Source organism: Microbacterium pasadenense (genome assembly GCF_047246565.1).
Lineage (GTDB): Bacteria > Actinomycetota > Actinomycetes > Actinomycetales > Microbacteriaceae > Microbacterium.
In genome coordinates this window covers 392,305-413,308 of record NZ_JBFOKN010000002.1, presented here as the reverse complement: position 1 = coordinate 413,308, position 21,004 = coordinate 392,305, and the positions used below count along the sequence as shown (strand labels likewise).

20 protein-coding genes are annotated in these 21,004 nt (G+C 70.8%); 4 read left to right on the top strand and 16 right to left on the bottom strand.

Going from position 1 to position 21,004, the window contains the following annotated elements; translation table 11 throughout:
* Positions 1 to 36: 36 nt before the first annotated feature.
* On the bottom strand, positions 37 to 909 hold the full coding sequence (gene ftsY / locus AB3M83_RS08090) for a signal recognition particle-docking protein FtsY (RefSeq protein WP_412946824.1): 873 nt from the start codon (positions 907 to 909) through the stop codon (positions 37 to 39).
* A 54-nt stretch (positions 910 to 963) separates the two neighbouring features.
* The gene (gene smc / locus AB3M83_RS08085) at positions 964 to 4,467 is read right to left on the bottom strand and encodes a chromosome segregation protein SMC (RefSeq protein WP_412946821.1); all 3,504 of its coding nucleotides are present in this window, start codon (positions 4,465 to 4,467) and stop codon (positions 964 to 966) included.
* 386 nt (positions 4,468 to 4,853) lie between these two features.
* On the opposite strand from smc, the gene AB3M83_RS08080 reads away from it, so the two are divergent.
* Together AB3M83_RS08080 and AB3M83_RS08075 are read left to right on the top strand one after the other, a co-directional pair.
* A complete protein-coding gene (locus tag AB3M83_RS08080; RefSeq protein WP_412946819.1) occupies positions 4,854 to 5,111 on the top strand; it encodes a hypothetical protein in 258 nt (85 codons plus the stop codon).
* A 52-nt stretch (positions 5,112 to 5,163) separates the two neighbouring features.
* Positions 5,164 to 6,252, top strand: a complete 1,089-nt coding sequence (locus AB3M83_RS08075) for a GNAT family N-acetyltransferase (protein ID WP_412946816.1) — start codon at positions 5,164 to 5,166, stop codon at positions 6,250 to 6,252.
* On the opposite strand, the gene mutM is transcribed toward AB3M83_RS08075, so the two are convergent.
* The 6 genes from mutM to AB3M83_RS08045 all read right to left on the bottom strand — a co-directional run bounded on the left by mutM (position 6,245) and on the right by AB3M83_RS08045 (position 11,407).
* On the bottom strand, positions 6,245 to 7,168 hold the full coding sequence (mutM, locus tag AB3M83_RS08070) for a bifunctional DNA-formamidopyrimidine glycosylase/DNA-(apurinic or apyrimidinic site) lyase (protein ID WP_412946814.1): 924 nt from the start codon (positions 7,166 to 7,168) through the stop codon (positions 6,245 to 6,247). The two genes, AB3M83_RS08075 and mutM, sit on opposite strands and share 8 nt — an antisense overlap.
* A gap of 9 nt (positions 7,169 to 7,177) precedes the next feature.
* Positions 7,178 to 7,870, bottom strand: coding sequence for a ribonuclease III (rnc, locus tag AB3M83_RS08065; RefSeq protein ID WP_412946811.1), 693 nt, complete (start codon positions 7,868 to 7,870; stop codon positions 7,178 to 7,180).
* Positions 7,871 to 7,883: 13 nt separating this feature from the next.
* Entirely contained in the window at positions 7,884 to 8,093 is a 210-nt protein-coding gene (gene rpmF, locus AB3M83_RS08060; RefSeq protein WP_019179169.1) for a 50S ribosomal protein L32, read from the bottom strand.
* A 2-nt stretch (positions 8,094 to 8,095) separates the two neighbouring features.
* A complete protein-coding gene (locus AB3M83_RS08055) occupies positions 8,096 to 8,599 on the bottom strand; it encodes a YceD family protein (protein ID WP_412946808.1) in 504 nt (167 codons plus the stop codon).
* Between the two features lie 103 nt (positions 8,600 to 8,702).
* Positions 8,703 to 9,200, bottom strand: a complete 498-nt coding sequence (gene coaD / locus AB3M83_RS08050) for a pantetheine-phosphate adenylyltransferase (protein ID WP_412946806.1) — start codon at positions 9,198 to 9,200, stop codon at positions 8,703 to 8,705.
* 53 nt (positions 9,201 to 9,253) lie between these two features.
* Positions 9,254 to 11,407, bottom strand: a complete 2,154-nt coding sequence (locus AB3M83_RS08045) for an ATP-dependent DNA helicase RecG (RefSeq protein ID WP_412946804.1) — start codon at positions 11,405 to 11,407, stop codon at positions 9,254 to 9,256.
* Positions 11,408 to 11,457: 50 nt separating this feature from the next.
* On the opposite strand from AB3M83_RS08045, the gene AB3M83_RS08040 reads away from it, so the two are divergent.
* Positions 11,458 to 12,015, top strand: coding sequence for an RsmD family RNA methyltransferase (locus AB3M83_RS08040; protein WP_412946802.1), 558 nt, complete (start codon positions 11,458 to 11,460; stop codon positions 12,013 to 12,015).
* Positions 12,016 to 12,017: 2 nt separating this feature from the next.
* On the opposite strand, the gene thiL is transcribed toward AB3M83_RS08040, so the two are convergent.
* The gene (thiL, locus tag AB3M83_RS08035; RefSeq protein WP_412946801.1) at positions 12,018 to 12,989 is read right to left on the bottom strand and encodes a thiamine-phosphate kinase; all 972 of its coding nucleotides are present in this window, start codon (positions 12,987 to 12,989) and stop codon (positions 12,018 to 12,020) included.
* Between the two features lie 23 nt (positions 12,990 to 13,012).
* Between thiL and AB3M83_RS08030 the strand changes: the two genes are divergently transcribed.
* Positions 13,013 to 13,486: a DUF3515 family protein gene (locus AB3M83_RS08030; protein WP_412946798.1), complete on the top strand. Its 474-nt coding sequence runs from the start codon at positions 13,013 to 13,015 to the stop codon at positions 13,484 to 13,486.
* Between the two features lie 86 nt (positions 13,487 to 13,572).
* On the opposite strand, the gene AB3M83_RS08025 is transcribed toward AB3M83_RS08030, so the two are convergent.
* The 7 genes from AB3M83_RS08025 to AB3M83_RS07995 form a co-directional block, all read right to left on the bottom strand.
* Positions 13,573 to 14,652: a D-alanine--D-alanine ligase family protein gene (locus AB3M83_RS08025; RefSeq protein WP_412946796.1), complete on the bottom strand. Its 1,080-nt coding sequence runs from the start codon at positions 14,650 to 14,652 to the stop codon at positions 13,573 to 13,575.
* Positions 14,558 to 15,664 (bottom strand): NAD(P)H-dependent glycerol-3-phosphate dehydrogenase, encoded by a 1,107-nt coding sequence (locus AB3M83_RS08020; protein WP_412946793.1) that lies wholly within the window; start codon positions 15,662 to 15,664, stop codon positions 14,558 to 14,560. The genes AB3M83_RS08025 and AB3M83_RS08020 overlap by 95 nt, the downstream gene beginning before the upstream one ends.
* A 10-nt stretch (positions 15,665 to 15,674) precedes the next feature.
* Positions 15,675 to 16,436 carry a lysophospholipid acyltransferase family protein gene (locus AB3M83_RS08015; RefSeq protein WP_412946791.1) on the bottom strand — a complete coding sequence of 254 codons (762 nt, stop codon included), beginning with the start codon at positions 16,434 to 16,436 and terminating at the stop codon, positions 15,675 to 15,677.
* A 4-nt stretch (positions 16,437 to 16,440) separates the two neighbouring features.
* Entirely contained in the window at positions 16,441 to 17,802 is a 1,362-nt protein-coding gene (gene murA, locus AB3M83_RS08010; protein WP_412946788.1) for a UDP-N-acetylglucosamine 1-carboxyvinyltransferase, read from the bottom strand.
* A gap of 66 nt (positions 17,803 to 17,868) precedes the next feature.
* Positions 17,869 to 18,465: a 3-isopropylmalate dehydratase small subunit gene (gene leuD, locus AB3M83_RS08005; RefSeq protein WP_412946786.1), complete on the bottom strand. Its 597-nt coding sequence runs from the start codon at positions 18,463 to 18,465 to the stop codon at positions 17,869 to 17,871.
* 2 nt (positions 18,466 to 18,467) lie between these two features.
* Positions 18,468 to 19,913 carry a 3-isopropylmalate dehydratase large subunit gene (gene leuC / locus AB3M83_RS08000; RefSeq protein WP_412946784.1) on the bottom strand — a complete coding sequence of 482 codons (1,446 nt, stop codon included), beginning with the start codon at positions 19,911 to 19,913 and terminating at the stop codon, positions 18,468 to 18,470.
* Between the two features lie 154 nt (positions 19,914 to 20,067).
* On the bottom strand, positions 20,068 to 20,988 hold the full coding sequence (locus AB3M83_RS07995; protein ID WP_412946783.1) for an ABC transporter substrate-binding protein: 921 nt from the start codon (positions 20,986 to 20,988) through the stop codon (positions 20,068 to 20,070).
* Between the last annotated feature and the right edge of the window lie 16 nt (positions 20,989 to 21,004).

Below are 21,004 nucleotides of genomic sequence, written 5' to 3'. Positions count from 1 at the left end.
AACCAGCCTTACGACCCCGGCGCGACCAGCAGAGGGTCAATCGACGAGTGCGGCCGCGAAGACGTGGGGGGTGAAACCGGTCAGATCGCCGATCCCCTCGCCCTGACCGAGCAGCTTCACCGGGATGCCGGTGCGCTCCTGCACGGCGAGCACGAATCCGCCCCGGGCCGAGCCGTCGAGCTTCGTGATGACGAGGCCGGTCACCCCGGCGTGCTCGAGGAAGGCCTCGGCCTGCATGACGCCGTTCTGGCCCGTCGTCGCATCCAGCACGAGCAGCACCTCGCTGATGGGGGCCTGCTTCTCGACGACGCGGCGGATCTTCGTCAGCTCGTCCATGAGCCCGTTCTTCGTGTGGAGCCGGCCGGCCGTGTCGATGAGGACGATCTCGGTGCCGGTGCGGATCGCGTGGTCGATGGTCTGGAAGGCGACGGATGCCGGGTCCTGACCCTCCTGCTGCGGGCGCACGATCGTCGCCCCGCCGCGCTCCGCCCACGTCGCCAGCTGATCCACGGCGGCGGCGCGGAACGTGTCGGCGGCTCCGACGACGACGGAACGCCCGAAGCGCTTCAGGTAGCTGGCGAACTTGCCGATCGTCGTCGTCTTCCCGACGCCGTTCACGCCGACGACGAGCACGACCGCCGGTCGCTCGGTGAGCCGCAGCGTCGTGTCGAACTTCGCGAAATGCTCCTCGAGGGTCTCCCGGAGCATTCGCTGCAGGTCCTTCGGATCGGTCGTGCGGTACCGCTCGACCTTCTCCCGCAGCTCCTCGACGATGCGCTCCGTGATGTCGGGACCGAAGTCCGCCGTGAGCAGCGCCGTCTCGAGGTCATCCCACGTCGTCTCGTCGATCGTGGGTTTCACGAACATGCCGCGCAGCGCGCGGCTCAGGGACCAGGGACTATCCGCCATGCGTCCAGGCTAGTTGACCCCGGTCGACTCCCTCGCAGACGATGCTGCGGCCGGTCACGCCGTCGCGCGCTCGCGGACCCGTTGGCCGACGACGGCGGAGACACCGTCCTGCCGCATCGACACGCCGTAGAGCGCGTCGGCGATCTCCATCGTGCGCTTCTGATGGGTGATGACGATGAGCTGGCTCGACTCGCGCAGCTGCTCGAAGACGCCGAGCAGACGTCCGAGGTTCGCGTCGTCGAGCGCTGCCTCCACCTCGTCGAGGATGTAGAACGGGCTCGGCCGTGCCTTGAAGATCGCGGTCAGCAGCGCGACGGCCGCGAGCGAGCGCTCACCGCCGGAGAGCAGCGAGAGCCGCTCGATCTTCTTGCCCACCGGCCGGACGGACACCTCGATCCCCGTCGTGAGCGGATTGTCCGGATCCGTGAGCGTGATGCTCCCCGATCCGCCCGGGAAGAGGATCGGGAAGACCTCGCCGAACGCGACCCTGGTGTCCTCGAAGGCGGCCGTGAAGATCGTCTGCATCCGCTCGTCGAGCTCATCGATGATGGTCAGCAGATCCTTCCGGGTCTGGACCAGGTCGTCGAGCTGCTCGGTGAGGAACGCATGCCGCTGTTCGAGCGCGGCGAACTCCTCCAGCGCGAGCGGATTGACGCGCCCGAGCTGACCGAGCTTCCGTTCCGCGCTCTGCAGCCGACGCTGCTGGGTCGACCGGTCGAAGGATCCGGCATCCGCCCCCTCCTCGTCGGCGGGGACCGGCACGTCCGGGCCGTATTCCGAAAGGAGAATATCCTCCGAGAGAGCGAGTTCCGACCCCACCCGGTCGAGGAGGCTCGTGACGTGGAGCCGCTTCTCGTGGATCTGGAGCTCGAGTCCGTGCACCGACTCGGTGAGGCGGGCGAGGCGGTCGCGGACCTCGGCCTCACCGGTGCGGAGCGCCGTGAGCTCGGCGCTGACCGCGGTCCGGGTCTGCTCGGCGCGCTCCAGCTCGACGCGCGCCTGCGCGACCGAGCGGTCGATCGAGTCGAGGATCGGCGGCAGCTGCGCCGCGACGTCGGCCGCGAGGGCACGCTGGGCGCGCCGGATCACCGTGCGACGCGCTGCCTCCTCGGCGGCGGCGCGCTCCCGCTCCCGCTGCCGCTCGAGCTGCACGACACGCGCCTCGGCGGCGCGCACTCGTTCACGCAGCGTTTCGACGCCCAGCCGGGTATCCATCTCGGCGGCCCGTGCCGCCTCGAGGGCGTCGAGCATCGCGTCGCGGGAGGAGGCGTCGAGCATCGGACGGGGGGTCGCGAGCGCCGTGTCGAGAGCGTCGGCCGTCGTGCGGGCGGCGGCCTCCGCCTCGGTCACGGCCGCCGCGGCCTGCCGGACACCGGCGGCGAGGCGTTCGCACTCCGCCAGGACGGCTTCGTGACGCACGGTCGCGCGGTTCACCGCTTCGGCCTGTGCCGCCAGCGCGGAATCGTGTTCCCGGAGCGCCTGCAGCGCTTCGCGGGTGTGGGACCGCGCGGCATCCCATGTCGCCTGCGCATCGATCAGCGCGTCCCGCAGCGAATCGGCGACGACCGCGACCTGGCTGAGCCGCTCTGCGGCGGCGTCGCGTTCGGCGGCGAGCTCGAGCCTCGACCGCGACTGTCCCGAGCCCGCCCGCACCGTCGCCGCCGTGACGACTTCCCCCGCTCGAGTCACGACGGTGATCGGATGCCCCGCGAGAGCCGACGACGACGCTGCGGCGTGCGCGTCGGCGAGGTCGTCCGCGATGCCGACGGAGTCGAGGACCGCGAGGATGCCCGCGGGAGCCGTGACCACGTCGCGGGCGGCGGTGAGGTCCCCGGGGATCGTCACGGCGATGCGGGGCGCGCCCGCGAAGGCGATGTCGACGGTCCCGAGGTCGTCCTCGCGCACCGCCGACACCACGTGCAGCGCCGCCGCCAGATCGTCCACGAGGACGCCCTCCGCGAGAGCGCCGAGCGCGGCGGCGACCGCCGCCTCGTAGCCGGGGGTGACTTTGACGCTGTCCCCCACGAGGCCACGGACACCGGCATCGCCGCGGCTGACGACCGCCGCGGCGGCGTTGCGGATGTCGAGCGCCCGCCCCAGGGCGGCGGTCTCGGCGAGGAGCGATTCGCGCTCGCGTTCGGCGGCGTGGAGCCGCTCGCGGATGCCGCTCACCTCCGCCTCGGCCTGCGTCGCGTCGCGCTGCGCCCGGTCGTAGGCGGCGGAATGCTCCGCACCGGTATCGGTCGGAAGATCGGCCGCCGGGGCGACCTCGGCGAGAGCGGCTTCCGCCTCGGCGCGACGCTCGAGGGCCGCGTCGAGCGCCCGCTGCTGGCGGTCGACCGCCACCCGAAGCGCGTCCAGCTTGGATCCGGCAGCGTCGGCCGCGCCGCGAAGCTTGGCGATCCGCATGTCGTGCTCCGACACGAGCGCGCTCTGCGCGGCGATGTCGGCGTCGAGGGCGTCCAGCTCCGCACGCGCGCGGATGACCTCGCGGGCAGCGGATGCCGCGGCGTCCTGCGCATCGCCGAGGCCGGAGCCGATCCGGTCGATCTCCGCCCGCGCCTCGTCGACGGCGGCCTGGCTCACCGTCGTCGCGTCAGCCGTGGACGGTGTGTCCTCGTCGAGCAGGGCGAGTCGCTGGCCCGCGAGCGAGTAAAGTCCTCGCAGCCGCTCCTGGACCTGCCCCAGTGCGAACGTGACGGCGCGTGCGCGGTCGACGGCCTCCGACCGCTGGTCCGCTTCGAGCTCCGCGATGCGCTGCTTGATCTGGTCGGCCTTGTCCTGCAGGACCATGCGCTCGGCCGTGCGCTCCTGCTCGCCGCGGGCGTGGTCGGCCAGTTCCCGACGGAGCGTCGCGAGCTCGTCGGCGTAGAGGCGGGCCTTCGCGTCCCGCACCACGGCCGCGATGGTCGCCGCCTCCCGCGCGATCTCGGCCTGCTTGCCGAGCGGCTTGAGCTGCCGGCGCAGCTCACCGGCCAGATCGCTCAGTCGCGTGAGATTCGCCTCCATGGCGTCGAGCTTCCGGAGGGTCTTCTCCTTGCGTCGACGGTGCTTGAGGATCCCGGCGGCTTCCTCGATGAAACCGCGGCGGTCCTCCGGGCTCGCCTGGAGGACGGTGTCCAGACGGCCCTGGCCGACGATGACGTGCATCTCGCGTCCCAGGCCGGAGTCGCTCAGCAGCTCCTGGACGTCCAGCAGGCGGCAGGAGTCGCCGTTGATCGCGTACTCGCTCGACCCGCTGCGGAACAGCGTGCGACTGATCGTGACCTCGCTGTACTCGATCGGGAGGGCGCCGTCGCTGTTGTCGATCGTCAGCTGGACCTCGGCACGACCGAGCGGGCCGCGGGTCGCCGTACCGGCGAAGATGACGTCCTCCATCTTGCCGCCGCGGAGCGTCTTCGCCCCCTGCTCGCCCATCACCCACGCGAGCGCGTCCACGACGTTGGACTTGCCCGAGCCGTTGGGACCGACGATGCAGGTCACGCCGGGCTCGAGCTGGAACGTGGTCGGCTGCGCGAACGACTTGAAGCCCTTGAGCGTCACGCTCTTCAGGTGCATACGGGTCCGCCTCCGGCTCGGTGTTCACCCACGCTAGCGGACGGGTTCGGATCATCTCTTGACGCCGCGCCCACGGCGGGTCTATTGTCAGTGCTCGCGTCCGAAGTTTGAGAGAGGAGGGTCCCGACATGATGATCGACATCACCGCCACCGCCACGGCATTCGCCGTCCTGCGTCCTGGCATGGGCACCCGCTCCTTCGGCGTCTTCCCGAACTCGCGCTGCCACGCCGTTCGCTGATCCCTTCAGGGGATGACTCCGTCTTCTGACGGACCTTCGGCACCTGCGCGCCCGTCCCGGGCACTGCGCTCCCTTGCCGCCTCCCGTGCTGCGGCACGATCTCCGCCGTCCTCGCGGCATCCTCCTCCTGTACGAAAGAGCATCATCATGCCCATCCTCTCCGCGCCGCAGCGCACCTCGGACCTTCCGAGCGTGCTGCAGCATCTGACCCCGGCGGACGGCAGCGTCCGCCAGACCTTCCTCGACCGGCTCGCCATGCGAGCGGCGCTCGGGCTCCTGCTGTGGAGCACGCGGCCCCGCCCGTCGCGATCCGACCTCGAGCTCCTGCACCGTGCCCGGCTCGACCGCGACGCACGTGAGCGGGAGTGGGAGCGCCGCCGCGCGCTCCTCGCACCCCGTCTGTGACACCCCGGGGCCACGGGCGCCGTCCGTGGCCCCTCCCACCGAAAGGGTCATCATGACCAGCACCGCAGTACGGGCGCAGTTCGAACTGCGCCCGCTCGTCATCCCGACGCAGATCGACGGCGATGACGCCGCCGACTTCATCGCGATGACCGAGGTCCGCAACATCATCTACCGCGAGATCAGCGGGAACGACGACGAAGCGCTCAGCCCGTCGCAGCTCCTCGCCCATTTCGCCCCGAGCCCCGACGAGCTGCGCATCGCGTGGGTCATCGCCGTCGAGGGCGCGGTGGTCGGCCGCATGATCGTCGACCTGCCCCAGGAGAGCGGATCCCGCGTCGCCTACTGGCTGATCGAGCTCCTCGAGTCGGTGCAGGGACAGGGCATCGGCTCGGCGCTCTATCCCACGATCGAGGACACCGCCCGCGCGCACGGGCGGAGCGTCCTCGAGTCGTGGGCCGAGCATCCTGAGGCGCCCGGCCCGCGGCTCGAACCGCCGACCGGTTTCGGCAGCATCCCGCACGACCGCTATGCGCGCTTCTACCTGCGCCACGGCTACACGCTCGAGCAGGTCGACCGCAAGAGCGTCCTGGCGCTGGACGCGGCCTCGGTCCCCGCGGCCGAGCTCCTCGTCGTCGCCGAGGACCACTCCCCCGGCTATCGCATCGCGCAGTGGACGCTGCCGACACCTCCGGAGCACCGAGACGGCTACGCCGAGGTGAAGTCGCGGATGTCGACGGACGCGCCGGCCGCGGGCCTCGAGTACGACGAGGAGGCGTGGGATGCCGCGCGGGTGAGCCGTAACGACGCCCGCTACCTCGAGGCCGGTCAGACGGTGCTGGTCACCGTCGCGATCGCCGCCGACAGCGGCAGGATCGTGGCATTCAACGAGCTCTGCTCGGGACGTGACGAGCAGGCGGCGACCCAGCAGCTCGACACGCTCGTCCTGAAGGAGCACCGTGGGCACCGCCTCGGCCAGCGGGTGAAGTGCGCGGGCATCCTCCGCTGGCGGGAGATGATGCCGCTCTCGCCGCGCATCCTGACGTTCAACGCCGAGGAGAACCGGCCCATGCTCGACATCAACGAGGCGATCGGCTTCGTGCCGGCCGCCTATATCGGGGCGTGGAAGAGGACGCTCACCTGACCGCGTCGCCGGCGGCCCGCAGCCGTGCGGGCCGCTGGCATCGCGGACAGTAGTGGCTCGACCGGTTCGTGAAGCTGACGCGCACGATCGGCGTGCCGCAGCGCGGGCATGGCGCACCGGTCCGTCCGTACGCGTTCAACGAGTGGGCGAAGTAGCCGGCCTGGCCGTTCACGTTGACGTACTGCGCGTCGAAGCTCGTCCCGCCCTCGGCGAGGGCCTTCTCGAGGACGCTGCGCACGTCCGCCAGCAGCCGCCGAGCGGTCCGGGTCGCGAGGGTCGCCGCCGGACGGTCGGGGTGCACGCGGGCCGACCACAGCGCCTCGTCGGCGTAGATGTTGCCGATCCCGCTCGCGACGGTCTGATCGAGCAGGACGCGCTTCACCGCCGAGCGCGAGCGTGCCACCGCCGACACGAACGCCCCGTCGTCGAACGCCGGATCGAGCGGATCCCGGGCGATGTGCGCGACCTGTGCGGGCACCGTGGGCGTCGAGGTCCCCCGCCCGCCCGGGGCGCCGTCGGGCGTCGGGAGCAGGGGGTCTATCGCGAGCGAGCCGAACGTCCGCTGGTCGGCGAAGACGACGGCGAGGTCACCGTGAGCCGGATGCCGCACGTCGAGTCTGATGCGCTCGTGCCGATCCGGCGGAGCTCCCGATCCCCGCAGCAGCATCTGGCCGCTCATGCCGAGATGGCCGACGATCGCGTCGGCATCGCCGTCGAGCGGCATCCAGAGGAACTTGCCCCGGCGGGCGACGGCCGAGACGGTGCGGCCGGTGAGTGCCGCCTCGAACTGGGCGCCGGAGCCGGGATGCCGGGTCAGCGCGCGCTCGTCGGCGACGGTGACGGACACGATGCGGGCACCGCGCAGGGCCGGCTCCAAGCCGGCACGGACGACCTCGACCTCGGGCAGTTCAGGCACGCGGCGCGCTCAGGAGTGATCCGAGAGCTCGCGCCACACCGCCAGCGCGGCCGCCATCTCGGCTTGCTTCTTGCTCGAGCCGCTGCCGGTCCGCGAGACGTCGCCGACGGAGACGGTCGCCGTGAACACGCGGTGGTGATCGGGCCCGGCGGCCTCGACGGAGTACACCGGAGGCGAGAGCTCGAGACGCGCGGCGAGTTCCTGCAGGCTCGTCTTCGGGTCCATCGCGGCGCCGTACCGCTCGGGGTCGGCCATCAGCGGCTCGACGAGTCGCAGGACCATCGCGGTGGCGGCATCCGGGCCCGCCGACAGGAAGGCCGCGCCGATGATCGCCTCGGTGGTGTCGGCGAGAATGGAGTCCTTGTCGCGCCCACCGGTCTGGTCCTCGCCACGACCCAGCCGCAGATGGGCGCCGAGACCGATGCCGCGAGCGACCTCGGCCAGCGCGACCGTCGAGACCACGCTCGCCCGCCGCTTCGCCAGCGACCCCTCATCGAGATCGGGGTGGCGACGGAACAGATGGACCGTCACGGCCTGACCGAGGATCGAGTCGCCGAGGAACTCGAGCCGCTCGTTGTGGCCGATGCCGCCGTTCTCGTAGGCGAACGAGCGATGAGTCAGGGCGAGCGACAGAAGCTCGGGGTCGATGTCGACCCCGAGCTTGTCGGTGAGCACCGCGTGCTCACGGAGAACGTCCGTCACGACGTCTGATCGATCAGACGTCGGCGACCTTGCGGCCCTTGTACTCGAGGAACAGCTCGGTGCCCTGCGAGTCGGTGACGACCTTCGCCTGGTGCGGGCGGCTGTAGACGACCTTGCCGTTCTCGATGGTCTTGACGAGCGTGGGGGCCTCGGCCTTCCACTGCGCGCGACGCGAACGGGTGTTGGAGCGGGAGACCTTCCGCTTCGGGGGGTTACCTGCCATGGTCAGCTCTTCTCTGTGTTGTCGGCGGCGGGGCTCGATGCCTCGTCGTCGTGGTCTGGGGTGTGGGCCGTCAACGCGGCCAGCGCATTCCAGCGCGGGTCGATCTGGACGTCCGGCGCGGCTTCTGCTGTCAGCCTCTCGCCCGTGTTCGGGTCGAGCCCGGGGCAGTCCGGCTGACACACCGGCTGGAACGGAAGCGACAGGACGATCGCATCCCTGACGATACTTTCAAGATCCACGTGGTCGTCTTGAACGGTGAAGTCAGTCGCTTCGTCCCCAGAATACCCGAAGAGCTCCTGAATCTCGACTTCGAGGGGGCGTGTCAGGTCGGTCAGGCAGCGGCTGCAGACGCCCTGGTAGGTCGTGTCGACCTCCGCGGTGACCAGAATGCCCTCGTGCACGGACTCGAGCCTCACCTGCACGGCGACGTTCTCGTCGGCATCGATGTACGCGAGTCCCTCGCCCCATCGCTCGGGCGCGGGGACGTCGAGGTTCCACTCCCGCATCTCGCCCGGACGACGGATGAGATCGCGGGCGGGAAGGACGAAGGGACCGGCTACATGCTTTCTGACCACTGGTCAATGGTACGCGGAACCGGCTCGCCGCGGGTCAGAGCCCGCGCGCGCCGGTGTCGAGGAATTGCGCGACGGCCGGCGGCACGTAGGGCGAGACGTCGCCGCCGAGCGACGCGACCTGTCGCACGAGCGAGCTGGAGACGAGGGCGTGGGCGGGATCGGGAAGCAGGAACACCGTCTCGACATGGGCGAGGTGGCGGTTCACGATCGCCATGGGCGTCTCGTAGGCGACATCCACCTGCGACCGGATGCCCTTCACCAGCACGCCGGCACCCACATCGGTCGCGTAGTCCACGAGGAGCCCCATGCTCCAGGCGGCGACCACGACATCGCCCTCGATATCGCTCTCGGCGATGGACTGCTCGAGCAGCGAGAGTCGCTGCGAGATGGGAAGCATCGCCTCCTTGCCCGGATTGTGCACGACGAGCACGTGGAGCCTGTCGTACAGCATCGCCGCGCGGCGGATGACGTCGAGGTGGCCGAGGGTCGGCGGGTCGAATGATCCCGGGACGACGGCGATCCGGTTGCTCATGGCTCCGAGCCTAAAGCGTGCCGGCTCCGCTCCGGCCACACGGGGCCGGGAGGTCAGTTCTTCGCCAGCGCGGCCCGCTCCGCACCGGTCACCCGCGCGTCGATGGATGCGGCGAGGCCCGGGTGCGCCTCGAGGGTGGGGTCCTCCTCGAGGACGCGCTCGGCCTCCGCACGGGCGAGGGCGATGATGTCGGCATCCGCCACGACGCGGAGGAGCCGCAGCGACGAGCGCACGCCGGACTGCGCATCGCCGAGCACGTCGCCCTCGCCGCGCAGGTCCAGATCCACTTCGGCCAGCTCGAATCCGTCGGTCGTCGCCGCCACCGCCTCGACCCTCGAACGCGCCGGCGTCCCCGGCGCGGCCTCCGTCACCAGCAGGCAGAGCCCCGGGATGCTGCCGCGACCGACGCGCCCGCGCAGCTGGTGGAGCTGCGACACGCCGAAGCGATCCGCTTCGAGGATGACCATCGTCGAAGCGTTGGGCACGTCCACCCCGACCTCGACGACCGTCGTCGCGACGAGCACGTCGATCTCGCCGCGCGCGAAGGCCTGCATGACGGCGTCCTTCTGGTCGCCGGGCATCTTGCCGTGGAGGATCTCGACGCGGATGCCGCTGTAGGCGGGATGACGCGACAGTAGATCCGCGGCCTGCGCGACGCCCCAGTGCGTCGATCCCGGCTCGTCGGCCGCCTCGTCGATCTCCTCGTCCTCAGCCGACGGCTTCGCGGCGTCGATGGCGGGGCACACGACGAAGGCCTGATGGCCGGCGGCGACCTCCTCGGCCACCCGCTCCCACACGCGGGGGAACCAGGCGGGCTTCTCCCCCACCGGTGCGACGAAGCTGGAGATCCCGGCGCGTCCGGCCGGCAGAGTGCGGATCGTGGAGACGTCCAGGTCGCCGAACACCGTCATCGCGACGGTGCGGGGAATGGGCGTCGCCGTGAGGACGAGCACGTGCGGCGCGCTGCCCTTCGCGCGGAGGGTCTCGCGCTGTTCGACGCCGAAGCGGTGCTGTTCGTCCACGACGACGAGTCCGAGATCGGCGAACGTCGTCGACTCGCTGAGCAGGGCGTGCGTCCCGACGACGATCAGCGACTGGCCGGCAGCGGCGCGGAGCGCCGCCTTCCGCCGTTCCGGCGCGGACAGCTGACCGGTGAGGAGCGTGGGCATCAGCTCGGGCGCCAGCTGGGGGCCGAGCATCCGCGCGATGGAACGGACGTGCTGGGCGGCGAGCACCTCGGTGGGCGCAATGAGCGCGGACTGGCCGCCCGACTGGGCGACCTGCAGCATCGCGCGGAGGGCGACGAGCGTCTTGCCGGAGCCGACCTCCCCCTGCACGAGCCGGTTCATCGGCCATGCGCCGGTCAGGTCGGCGGCGATCCGGTCGCCCACGGCGACCTGGTCGGGCGTGCGCTCGAACGGCAGCGCCGCGTCGAACCGCTCCAGCAGGGCGCCGGCGGGGCGAGCGGTTGCCGACATCATCCGCACGAACTGGCGCTGCTGCAACAGCGCCGACTGCAGGACGAATGCCTCGTGCATGCGGAGGGTGTGCCGGGCGGGCTCCACCTGATCGGGGAAGTCGGGTGCGTGCACCCGCCGGAGGGCGGTGTGCGCATCGAGCAGCCCCTGCGCCTGCCGGAACGCGCTCGGAAGCGGGTCCGGCACCCCGCCCACCGAGGGGAGGACCGCATCGACGGCCCGCTTCACCTGCCAGCTGGGCACGGTGCTCGTGGCCGGATAGATCGGGATCGGCTGGTTCTGCCACGCCTCTGCGTTCATGCGCGCGGCGGCCTCGTCGTCGAAGAGGTCGTAGTCCGGATGCGTCAGCTGCTTCTGGCCGCGGTACTCGCCGACCTTCCCGGAGAAGATCCCCTGACGGCCGGGTTCCAGCTGCTTCAGGCGCCACGCCTGCCCGAAGAAGGTCAGGCTCATGGTGCCGACGCCATCGCTGATGATCACTTCGAGGATCTCGCCCCGTCGGCCCCGCATCGGCCGAGTGCTGGCGGAGCGGACCTCGGCGACGATCGACACGAGCTCGCCCACCGGCAGGTCCGCGATCGGCGTCAGCTCGCCCCTGCGGGCGTATCGCCGCGGATAGTGCGCGAGCAGGTCGCCGACGGTCACCATCCCGAACGCGCGGAGGAACGACTTCGCCGTCTTCTCGCCGAGCGCGGCGTCGAGGCGGGTGTCGAGCGTGAACGACGGCATGGGTCGAGTCTACGAGCGGCAGCGGACGTCGATCCGGCTATCGTTGCGGGGTGACCAGGATCATCGCGGGCAGAGCCGGATCCGTGACGCTGGCCGTGCCGGGTGCGGGGACGCGACCCACGAGCGAGCGGGTCCGGGAGTCGCTGTTCGGCGCCCTGGAGGCGGCCGACCTCATGACGGATGCCGCCGTGCTCGATCTGTACGCCGGGTCCGGCGCACTCGGGCTCGAGGCGGTCAGCCGCGGCGCGGCGTCCGCCGACCTCGTCGAGCGCGCCCCGAAAGCCGCCGGCGTCGCCGACCGGAATGCGCGCGCCGTCGCGAAGAGCGTCTCCCCCGCCCGGATCCGTGTCCACCGGGCGTCCGCCGACGCCTTCCTCCGCTCGGCCGTCGGCACCTGGGATCTCGTGTTCCTCGATCCGCCGTACGACCTCCCGGACGCCGACCTCGCCACGACGCTCGAGCTGCTCGTGCCGAAGCTGTCGGCCGATGCCGTCGTGGTCCTCGAACGTTCCAGCCGCTCCGGTGAACCACCGCTCCCGGACCTGCTGCAGGTCGATCGTTCCAAGAAGTACGGCGACACCGCGCTCTGGTGGGCCTCGCTCCGCTGACCTCAGCCGCGACCGGCGTCCCAGTCGCGATACGGATCCCAGCCGCCGCGACCACGCGGCGCCTCACCGTCGAGGGTGACGGCGTGCGTGCCCCTCTCCACGACGAGGCCGATCTCGCGGAATCCGTCGGGCAGCGGGCCCGGCGGGAACGTCGCGAGCAGGGCATGGTCCTCCCCGCCGGTGAGCGCGGCGGCATCCATCGGCCCGGTCAGGGCGAGCGTGACCCCGGACGCCTCGGCGAGACGGGTGGCATCGAGGAGCAGCCCGTCCGAGACGTCCATCATCGCGGTGGCCCCGGCTCGCGCGGCGATGGGCCCGGCGGCGACCGGCGGCTCAGGTCGTAGCTGCGCGCGGACGTCGTCCCGCTCGGCCCCCGACAGCGCCGCCGGGTCGACCGGCTCGGGCACGCCGGCCGCGTCCCGGAAGCGTCGGAACAGGATCTCGAGGCCGCGGGCCGCCGCCCCGAGGGTGCCCGCCATCGCGACGGTGTCGCCGGGCCGCGCCCCCGATCGCCGCACCGGCTCGACGTCATCGAGCACGCCGAGTGCCGTGACGGCGACCGTCAGCGTCTCGGAGACCGTCAGGTCGCCGCCCTCCACCGCGCAGCCGGGCGCCAGGCGTTCGCAGGCGTCGCGGAAGCCGGCCGCGAGCTCGTCGACGAAGGGAACCGGCAGATCGTCGGGGACCGCGAGGGCGACGAGCAGCGCGGTCGGCCGTGCCCCCATCGCCGCCACATCCGCGAGGTTCACGGCGGCGGCCTTGAACCCGAGGTCGTACCCGCCCGTCCAGGCGAGCCGGAAGTCCGGGCCGTGGACGAGGGTGTCGGTCGTCGCGACGACGCGCCCGCCGGGCACCGCGAGGACGGCAGCATCGTCACCGGGTCCGACGAGGGCACGCGACGAGCTCCCCAGGACGGCCAGGATGCGAGCGAGCAGATCACGTTCGCTGAGGTCCCGGACTCGCTGCTCGCTCATGCTCCCACGGTAGCCTGGAGCGCATGCCCCGCCCGCGCCTCGCTGCCCTCTCGCTTCTGATCGCCGGCATGGCGGCCCTCTCGGGATGCGCCTCGACGGTCGCGCTCGAGGCCGCCGAGGGTGCGGACGATCCGCGGTGCGCGGACGTCATGGTGCGCCTCCCGGACACCCTCGACGGGCAGGATCGGCGCCAGACGGACGCCCAGTCGACTGCCGCCTGGGGCGATCCGTCGGCGATCCTCTTCTCCTGCGGCGTGACACCGCCGGGGCCGACGGAGGCCCAGTGCATCACGGTCGGCGGGATCGACTGGATCGTCGACGACTCGAAGGCTCCGACCTACGTCATCACCACGTACGGCCGGGTCCCCGCGGTCCAGATCATCACCGACAACGAGGCCGTGTCGCCGACGGGAGTGCTCGACTCGCTGGGAACGATGATGTCGTCGTTCCTCACCCGGGAGAGCGCGTGCGTGGAGTCCTCGACCGTCCTGCCCTGACCCGTCGGCGGCCTGGTCGCGGCTCAGCGGCCTGATCGCGGGTCAGCGGCCTGATCGCGGCTCGGCCGAGCCGCCGCGGGGGTTCTTCAGCGGGCGAGCTCGATCAGCTCGCTGATCAGGTCCGGGTAGGTCACGCCACTCGCGATCCAGCACGTGGGGAACATCGAGATGGGGGTGAACCCGGGCATCGTGTTGACCTCGTTCACGAAGAACTCCGTGCCGGTGTAGAAGAAGTCGACCCGGGAGAGCCCCTGACCGCCGACGGCTTCGAACGCGCGCGCTGCGATGCGCTGCATCTCGGCGAGTTCGCCCTCCCGGAGGTCGGCCGGGCAGACGAGGTCGACACCGGCCGCGCCGAGGTACTTGGCCTCGAAGTCGTAGAAGTCCCGTCCCGAGACGACGATCTCCCCCGCCACGCTCACGCGCGGGACGTCGCCGTCCCTCCCCTGCAGGACGCCGCACTCCACCTCGCGTCCCACCACGGCCTGCTCGACCAGCACGGTGCTGTCCTCGGCGAACGCCGTGTCCAGCGCGGCATCCAGTTCGGCCCACTCCGACACCTTCGAGACGCCCACGCTCGACCCGGCGCGCGCCGGCTTGACGAACACCGGCAGCCCGAGCGCGCGGATGCGCCGCTCCCAGAGGTCCGCGGTCCGGTCGAGGTCGCCTCGGGTGACGGTGACCCACGGCACGACCGGGACGCCCGCGGCCTGCAGGATGCTCTTGGTCGTGTGCTTGTCCATCCCGATGGCGGACATCAGGAGTCCCGCGCCGACGTACGGCAGGTCGAGGAGTTCGAGGAAGCCCTGCACCGTGCCGTCCTCGCCGAACCGACCGTGCAGGATCGGGAACACCACGTCGACGTCGCCCAGCGACTCGACCGTGCCGTCCGTCCGTCGGACCTTCAGCTCGCGCGTCGTCGTCGAGTCGGGCCAGATGATGCGGGTGCCGTTGTCGACCACCTCGGGCAGATGATCCGGGTCCAGCGCGAACTTGTCGGGGTCGTCGTCTTCGAGGACGAATGCTCCCTCACGGGTGATGCCGACCGGGATGACCCGGTAGCGGTCCCGGTCAATCGCGCGAAGGACCCCGCCCGCGGTTGCGGAACTGATCGAGTGCTCGCTCGAGCGACCGCCAAAGAGCAGCACCACTGCCGCGTGATCCATTCATCGTCCTCTCGCCCGTGGGCTCGTCGTCGTCGGTCGTCAGGTGGGGCGCGATGTCGCGGGGGTTCATGGTGCCGTCGAGGACCATCTTGACCTGTTCCACGATCGGCATCTGGATTCCCGCTGCGCGCGCCAGCTGCAGGACGGGGGCGACGGATGCCAGGCCCTCCGCCGTCTGGTCCATCTGCTTCACGACCTCGTTGAAGCTGTAGCCCTGGCCGAGCAGGCGTCCGGCGGTGTTGTTGCGGCTGAGCGGCGACTGGCACGTCGCGATGAGGTCGCCGAGGCCCGCCAGGCCCTGCAGCGTCTCGGGCTCCGCCCCCTGCGCGACGGCGAAGTCGGTCATCTCGACCAGGCCCCGCGTGATGATGGACGCCTTCGTGTTCTCGCCGTACCCGACGCCGTCGACGATCCCGATCGCGACCGCGATGAGGTTCTTGAGGACACCGCCGAACTCCGTCCCGATGACGTCGGTGTTCACGAAGGTGCGGAAGTAGGTGTTGCGTGCCCGGCGGGCGACCGCTTCGGCCGTCTCGCGGCTCGAGGAGGAGATGACGGCGGCCGTCGGATGCTGCCGGGCGATCTCGAGGGCGAGGTTCGGACCCGACGCGACGGCGATGCGGTCGGGATCACAGCGGAGCTCCTGCTCGAGGACCTCGCTCATCCGCTGCCCGGTCCGCTTCTCGACGCCCTTCATGAGCGAGACGATGGGTGCGTCCGTCCCGCTCACCAGCGGCCGGATGCCCTTGAGGTTCTGCCGCAGCGCCTGGCTGGAGATCGCGACGTACACCTGGGTGGCGCCGTCGAGCGCTTCGGCGAGATGCTGCGACGCGCTCAGATTGCGGGGCAGGTTGATGCCCGGCAGGTACTGCGTGTTCCGATGGCCCTCACGGATCTCGTGCGCCTGCTCGGCCCGGCGCGCCCACATCATGACGTCCGCGCCGCCGTCGGCGAGCACCTTCCCGAAGGTGGTGCCCCAGCTCCCGGCTCCGATCACCGCGACGCGCGGCATCGCCGTCTCTTTACGGGTCAAGGCGGCCGATCTCCTTCTGTCCGTGCTGCGCCGGATTCCAGCGCTCGGCGGGCGGCTGCTCGCCGCGCAGCTCGCCGAGGAGCACGGAGATGTCGCGCATCACGGCATCCGTCGCTCCGCTCAGCGCGGCCGGGGTCGTCCCGGAGAACGCCGAGAGGTCGACCGGCGCGCCGAGCCGGATGCGGACCCGCCGCCGCGGCGGGAGGATCCGCAGCTTGCCGTAGCGCGGCAAAATCTGCTGCACGCCCCACGTGGCCATGGGGATGACGGGGATGTCGCCGCCGGAGGCGATCGCGAGCCGCGCGACGCCGGTCTTGCCCCGCATGGGCCACATGTCGGGGTCGCGGGTCAGCGATCCCTCGGGGTAGACGATGACGCCCCGCTGCTGGTCGACGAGCGCATGGGACTGCGCCAGTGTCTGCGCGGCCGCCGTGGAGCTGGCGGTCCGAGCCACCGGCACCATTCCGGTGGCTCGCAGCAGGGCGCCGAGGACGGGCACCTTGAAGAGGCTCTCCTTCGCCATGAAGCGCGGCGCGCGGCCGAGGCGCCAGGTCGCGACGGCGACGATCACCGGGTCGAACTCGCTGTAGTGGTTCGGCGCGAGGATGTAGGGCCCCTCGGTCGGGAGGTGCTCGCCGCCCTCGATCTCGATCCTGGCGAGGAACCCCACCGCCGGGACGACGATCGCGGCCGCCGGCCAGAACACGCTCGGCCGGGTCTTCTCCGGGGAGGCGCGTCGACGTGTGGTCACCGGGTCACTCTGTCACGTCGAAGTCGGCACCCAGGTCGGTGAGCTTCTCGAGGAACTTCTCGTAGCCGCGCCGGATGATGCCGATGTTGCGCACCGTCGACTCGCCCTCGGCGGCGAGAGCCGCGATGACGTAGCTGTACCCGCCGCGGAGGTCCGGAACGACGACATCGGCCCCGTGCAGCGGCGTCGGGCCGTTGATGACGGCTGCCTGCTCGAGGGCGCGGCGCGGCACGCGCCGCTCGGCGCTGGCGATCCCCTCGGGGTGGACGACGATGTCGGCGCCCATCTGCACGAGCGCTCGCGTGAACCCGAGCCGGTTCTCGTACACCGTCTCGTGCACGATGGACTCGCCTTCGGCCTGCGTGAGCGCGACGATGAGCGGCTGCTGCCAGTCGGTCATGAATCCGGGGTGCACGTCCGTCTCGACCACGACGGGCTTGAGGGCGCCGCCCCGCCGGAATCGGATGCCGTCCTCGGCGATGTCGAAGTCGCCGCCGGCCTTGCGGAAGACGTTGAGGAAGGTCAGCATCTCCTGCTGCTTGGCGCCGGCGACGAAGATGTCCCCGTCGGTCGCGAGCGCCGCGCACGCCCACGAGGCGGCTTCGTTGCGATCGAAGATGCTGCGGTGGTCGTAGCCGCGCAGCGATTCGACGCCCTCGATGAAGATCACCCGGTTGGGCTCGTACGAGATGATGGCGCCCATCTTCTGCAGGACCGCGATGAGATCCATGATCTCGGGCTCGATGGCGGCGTTGCGCAGCTCGGTCGTGCCCTTCGCGCGGACGGCCGTGAGCAGGACCTGCTCGGTCGCCCCGACGCTCGGGTACGGCAGCTCGATGTCGGCGCCGCGCAGGCCGTCCGGTGCCGAGAGGCGGATGCCGCTCGGCAGCTTCTCGACGATCGCGCCGAACGATCGGAGGGCGTCGAGGTGGAAGTCGATCGGACGGTCGCCGATGCGGCATCCGCCGAGGTCGGGGATGAAGGCCTGGCCGAGCAGGTGCAGAAGCGGTCCGCAGAAGAGGATCGGGATGCGCGACGCGCCCGCGTGCGCATCGATCTCCTCGAAGTGGGCGGACACGGCGCCGGACGGGTCCAGCCGGAGGACGCCGTCCTCGAGATCCTCGACCGTCACGCCGTGCACCTCGAGCAGCGAGCGCACCACGTGCACGTCGCTGATCTCGGGAACATCGCGCAGGATGCTCGCCGTCTCGCCGAGGAGGGCCGCGACCATCGCCTTGGTGGCGAGGTTCTTCGCGCCCTTCACCTCGACCCGGCCGGTGAGCGGGCGACCGCCCCGGATCGTGAGGGTCTGACCCAGGCCGCTGCCGGCCGGGGTCGCCGCGGAGTCGCTGACAAGAGTATTCATCGAGGGGACCTCATCTGTGTGTCGAGGATGCGTCGGCACGGCCCCATTGTGTGGGGCGCGAACCGGCTAGAGGACGGGAAGTGTCCGGGGCCGCCACGCCTCACGGCGCGCCTCGAACTGCGCGATCTTCTCTTCGTTGCGCAGCGTCAGGCCGATGTCGTCGAGTCCTTCGAGAAGCCGCCACCTAGTGTAATCGTCGATCTCGAAGGTCGTGCGGAAGTCGCCCACCTGGACCGAGCGTGTCTGCAGATCGACGGTGATCTCACGGCCGGGCTCGGCGTCCAGGAGCGCCCAGATCGTCTTGATCTCGGGTTCGCTGACGACACCCGTCACGAGTCCCTGCTTGCCCGCGTTGCCGCGGAAGATGTCGGCGAACTTCGGACTCAGGACGACGCGGAAGCCGTAGTCGCGGAGCGCCCAGACGGCGTGCTCGCGACTCGAGCCGGTGCCGAAGTCCGGCCCCGCGACGAGGACGGATGCCGCGCGGTACGGGTCCTGGTTGAGGAGGAAGTCCGGGTCCTGGCGCCAGTTCGCGAAGAGGGCGTCCTCGAAGCCGGTCTTGGTGACGCGCTTGAGGTAGACCGCCGGGATGATCTGGTCGGTGTCCACGGCGGACCGCTTCAAGGGCGCCCCGATGCCGGTGTGGGTGGTGAACGCATCCATGGTCAGACCTCCGATCCGACGAGCGCGTCGAGGTCGCTCGGAGTGGCGAGGTGGCCCAGCACGGCGGTCGCTGCGGCAACCAGCGGCGAGACCAGGTGCGTGCGCCCGCCCTTGCCCTGACGCCCCTCGAAGTTGCGGTTGCTGGTCGACGCGCAGCGTTCGCCCGGCGCGAGCTGGTCGGGATTCATGCCGAGGCACATCGAGCACCCTGCGAAGCGCCATTCCGCGCCGAACGCGGTGATGATCCGGTCAAGCCCTTCGGCTTCGGCTTCGAGTCGGACGCGCGCGGAGCCCGGGACGACCATGACCCGCACGCCCGGTGCTTTCGTGCGTCCCTCGATCAGCGACGCGAACTGCCTGAGGTCCTCGATGCGGCTGTTCGTGCAGGAGCCCATGAAGACGGCGTCCACCGGGACGTCCTTCAGCGCCGTGCCGGGCGCGAGGTCCATGTACTCGAGCGCACGCTCTGCCGCGGCGCGCTCGTTCGGGTCGGCGATGGCGGCCGGGTCCGGGACGGCCCCGCTGAGAGACACGCCCTGACCGGGATTGGTCCCCCACGTGACGAAGGGCTCGAGCTCGTTCGCATCGAGGAACACCTCGGCGTCGTAGACCGCTCCCTCGTCGGAGGGCAGGGTGCGCCAGTAGGCGACGGCGTCGTCCCAGTCGGCGCCCTGCGGCGCATGCGGCTTGTCCTTGACGTACGCGAATGTCGTCTCGTCGGGCGCGATCATGCCGGCACGGGCGCCGGCCTCGATGGACATGTTGCACATCGTCATGCGGCCCTCCATCGAGAGGCCCCGGATGGCGGAGCCGCGGAACTCGAGCACATAGCCCTGGCCGCCGTTCGCGCCGATCTTCGCGATGATCGCCAGGATGACGTCCTTCGCGGTCACGCCGGGCTTGAGGTCGCCCTCGACCGTGATCGCCATGGTCTTGAACGGCTTCAGCGGGAGCGTCTGCGTGGCCAGCACGTGCTCGACCTCGCTCGTGCCGATCCCGAACGCCATCGCGCCGAAGGCGCCGTGCGTCGAGGTGTGGGAGTCGCCGCAGACGACCGTGACGCCCGGCATCGTGAGGCCGAGCTGCGGGCCGACCACGTGGACGATGCCCTGCTCCTTGTCGCCCAGCGAGTGGAGCCGGACGCCGAACTCGGCGGCGTTGCGGCGCAGCGTCTCGATCTGGGTGCGGCTGGTGAGGTCGGCGATGGGCTTGTCGATCTCCAGCGTCGGGGTGTTGTGGTCCTCGGTCGCGATCGTCAGATCGAGGCGACGGACCGGGCGGCCCTCGGCGCGGAGGCCGTCGAAGGCCTGCGGGCTCGTGACCTCGTGGACGAGATGCAGGTCGATGTAGATGAGGTCGGGCTGACCGTCTTCGCCCTTCACGACGAGGTGGTCGTCCCAGACCTTCTCGGCCAGGGTGCGGGGGCGTTCGGGGAGGGAAATGCTCATGCTGTCTTGTTCTCCTGTGAGGGGATCAAGCCCACGACGGACTCCGCGGCGGAAGGGGGCTCAGAACGAGGTCCCGCCGCGGCCGCTAAGGAGAAGGCGAGCGATCCGCATGGCCTCAGAATACACCGGCCACGCGGACGCCCGCCTTCGTGTGTCAGCTGAGGCCGTTCTCCTCCAGCCACGCCGAGGCGATGTCGGCGGCCGACGTCTTGTCCTCGGTGGACATGACGTTCAGCGAGACGAGCCCTTCGGGGGTGAGCGCTGCGCTGACGGCGTTGATCGTGTCGGCGATCTCGCCGGCCACGCTCTCGTCGACGACCGGCACCACGTTCGAAGCCAGGAACAGGGACTCCGGGTCCTCGAGGACCACGAGGTCCTCGGTCTGGATGCGGGGGTCCGCCGTGAAGACGTTGGCGACATTGACGGTGCCGGCGACGAGCTCCTCGACCGTCGTCTCCCCCGTGCCGCTGAACTCCGCGTCGACCCCGTAGACGTCCTGCAGACCGCGGGGACCGTACGGCCGCTCGGCGAGCTCGGGCGGGCCGCCGAGGACCAGCGTCTCGTCGACGTCAGCCAGATCCGCGATGGTCGTGAGGTCCCACTCCTCGGCGAAGGCCCGCGTCACCGTGTACGAGTCCTGGTCGCTCGCGGTGGACTGGTCGAGCACCGTCAGACCGTCGGGGAGCGCGTCGCCCAGTGCGGCGTACACGTCCTCGGGGCTCCGCGCCGTGGTCTCCTCGTCGAAGAACTGCAGCAGGTTGCCGGTGTACTCGGGGAAGAGCGTGATGTCACCGCTCTCCAGCGACGGGATGTACGCGTCGCGCTGGCCGATGTTGAACGACCGCTCGACGGTCATGTCCGCAGCCTCGAGAGCCTGCGCGTAGATCTCCGCGATGATCTCGTTGGAGTAGTACTGCTGGGAGCCGATGACGATCGTGTCGGACGAACCGCCGGTGGGGTTCTCGGCGTCGTCCGGCGTGTTGAGCGGATCGCTGCTCGCGCAGCCGGCGAGGGCGAGCGATCCGGCCGCCAGGAGGGCGGTGGTCGCCGCGAGGCGTGTGCGGGGTGAGGACATGCTCTTTCCTTACTGT

What these genes read in the sequence shown, in the direction of transcription:
- thiL (WP_412946801.1), bottom strand. Translation starts at nt 12,989, where the DNA reads ATGAGCGAGCAGCGAGTCCGGGACCTCAGCGAACGTGATCTGCTCGCT.
- AB3M83_RS08055 (WP_412946808.1), bottom strand. Translation starts at nt 8,599, where the DNA reads ATGCGGGAGTGGAACCTCGACGTCCCCGCGCCCGAGCGATGGGGCGAG.
- smc (WP_412946821.1), bottom strand. Translation starts at nt 4,467, where the DNA reads ATGCACCTGAAGAGCGTGACGCTCAAGGGCTTCAAGTCGTTCGCGCAG.
- AB3M83_RS08020 (WP_412946793.1), bottom strand. Translation starts at nt 15,664, where the DNA reads ATGCCGCGCGTCGCGGTGATCGGAGCCGGGAGCTGGGGCACCACCTTC.
- leuC (WP_412946784.1), bottom strand. Translation starts at nt 19,913, where the DNA reads ATGAGCATTTCCCTCCCCGAACGCCCCCGCACCCTGGCCGAGAAGGTC.
- leuD (WP_412946786.1), bottom strand. Translation starts at nt 18,465, where the DNA reads ATGGATGCGTTCACCACCCACACCGGCATCGGGGCGCCCTTGAAGCGG.
- AB3M83_RS08075 (WP_412946816.1), top strand. Translation starts at nt 5,164, where the DNA reads ATGACCAGCACCGCAGTACGGGCGCAGTTCGAACTGCGCCCGCTCGTC.
- AB3M83_RS08025 (WP_412946796.1), bottom strand. Translation starts at nt 14,652, where the DNA reads ATGGATCACGCGGCAGTGGTGCTGCTCTTTGGCGGTCGCTCGAGCGAG.
- rpmF (WP_019179169.1), bottom strand. Translation starts at nt 8,093, where the DNA reads ATGGCAGGTAACCCCCCGAAGCGGAAGGTCTCCCGCTCCAACACCCGT.
- ftsY (WP_412946824.1), bottom strand. Translation starts at nt 909, where the DNA reads ATGGCGGATAGTCCCTGGTCCCTGAGCCGCGCGCTGCGCGGCATGTTC.
- AB3M83_RS08080 (WP_412946819.1), top strand. Translation starts at nt 4,854, where the DNA reads ATGCCCATCCTCTCCGCGCCGCAGCGCACCTCGGACCTTCCGAGCGTG.
- AB3M83_RS07995 (WP_412946783.1), bottom strand. Translation starts at nt 20,988, where the DNA reads ATGTCCTCACCCCGCACACGCCTCGCGGCGACCACCGCCCTCCTGGCG.
- AB3M83_RS08030 (WP_412946798.1), top strand. Translation starts at nt 13,013, where the DNA reads ATGCCCCGCCCGCGCCTCGCTGCCCTCTCGCTTCTGATCGCCGGCATG.
- murA (WP_412946788.1), bottom strand. Translation starts at nt 17,802, where the DNA reads ATGAATACTCTTGTCAGCGACTCCGCGGCGACCCCGGCCGGCAGCGGC.
- coaD (WP_412946806.1), bottom strand. Translation starts at nt 9,200, where the DNA reads ATGAGCAACCGGATCGCCGTCGTCCCGGGATCATTCGACCCGCCGACC.
- AB3M83_RS08045 (WP_412946804.1), bottom strand. Translation starts at nt 11,407, where the DNA reads ATGCCGTCGTTCACGCTCGACACCCGCCTCGACGCCGCGCTCGGCGAG.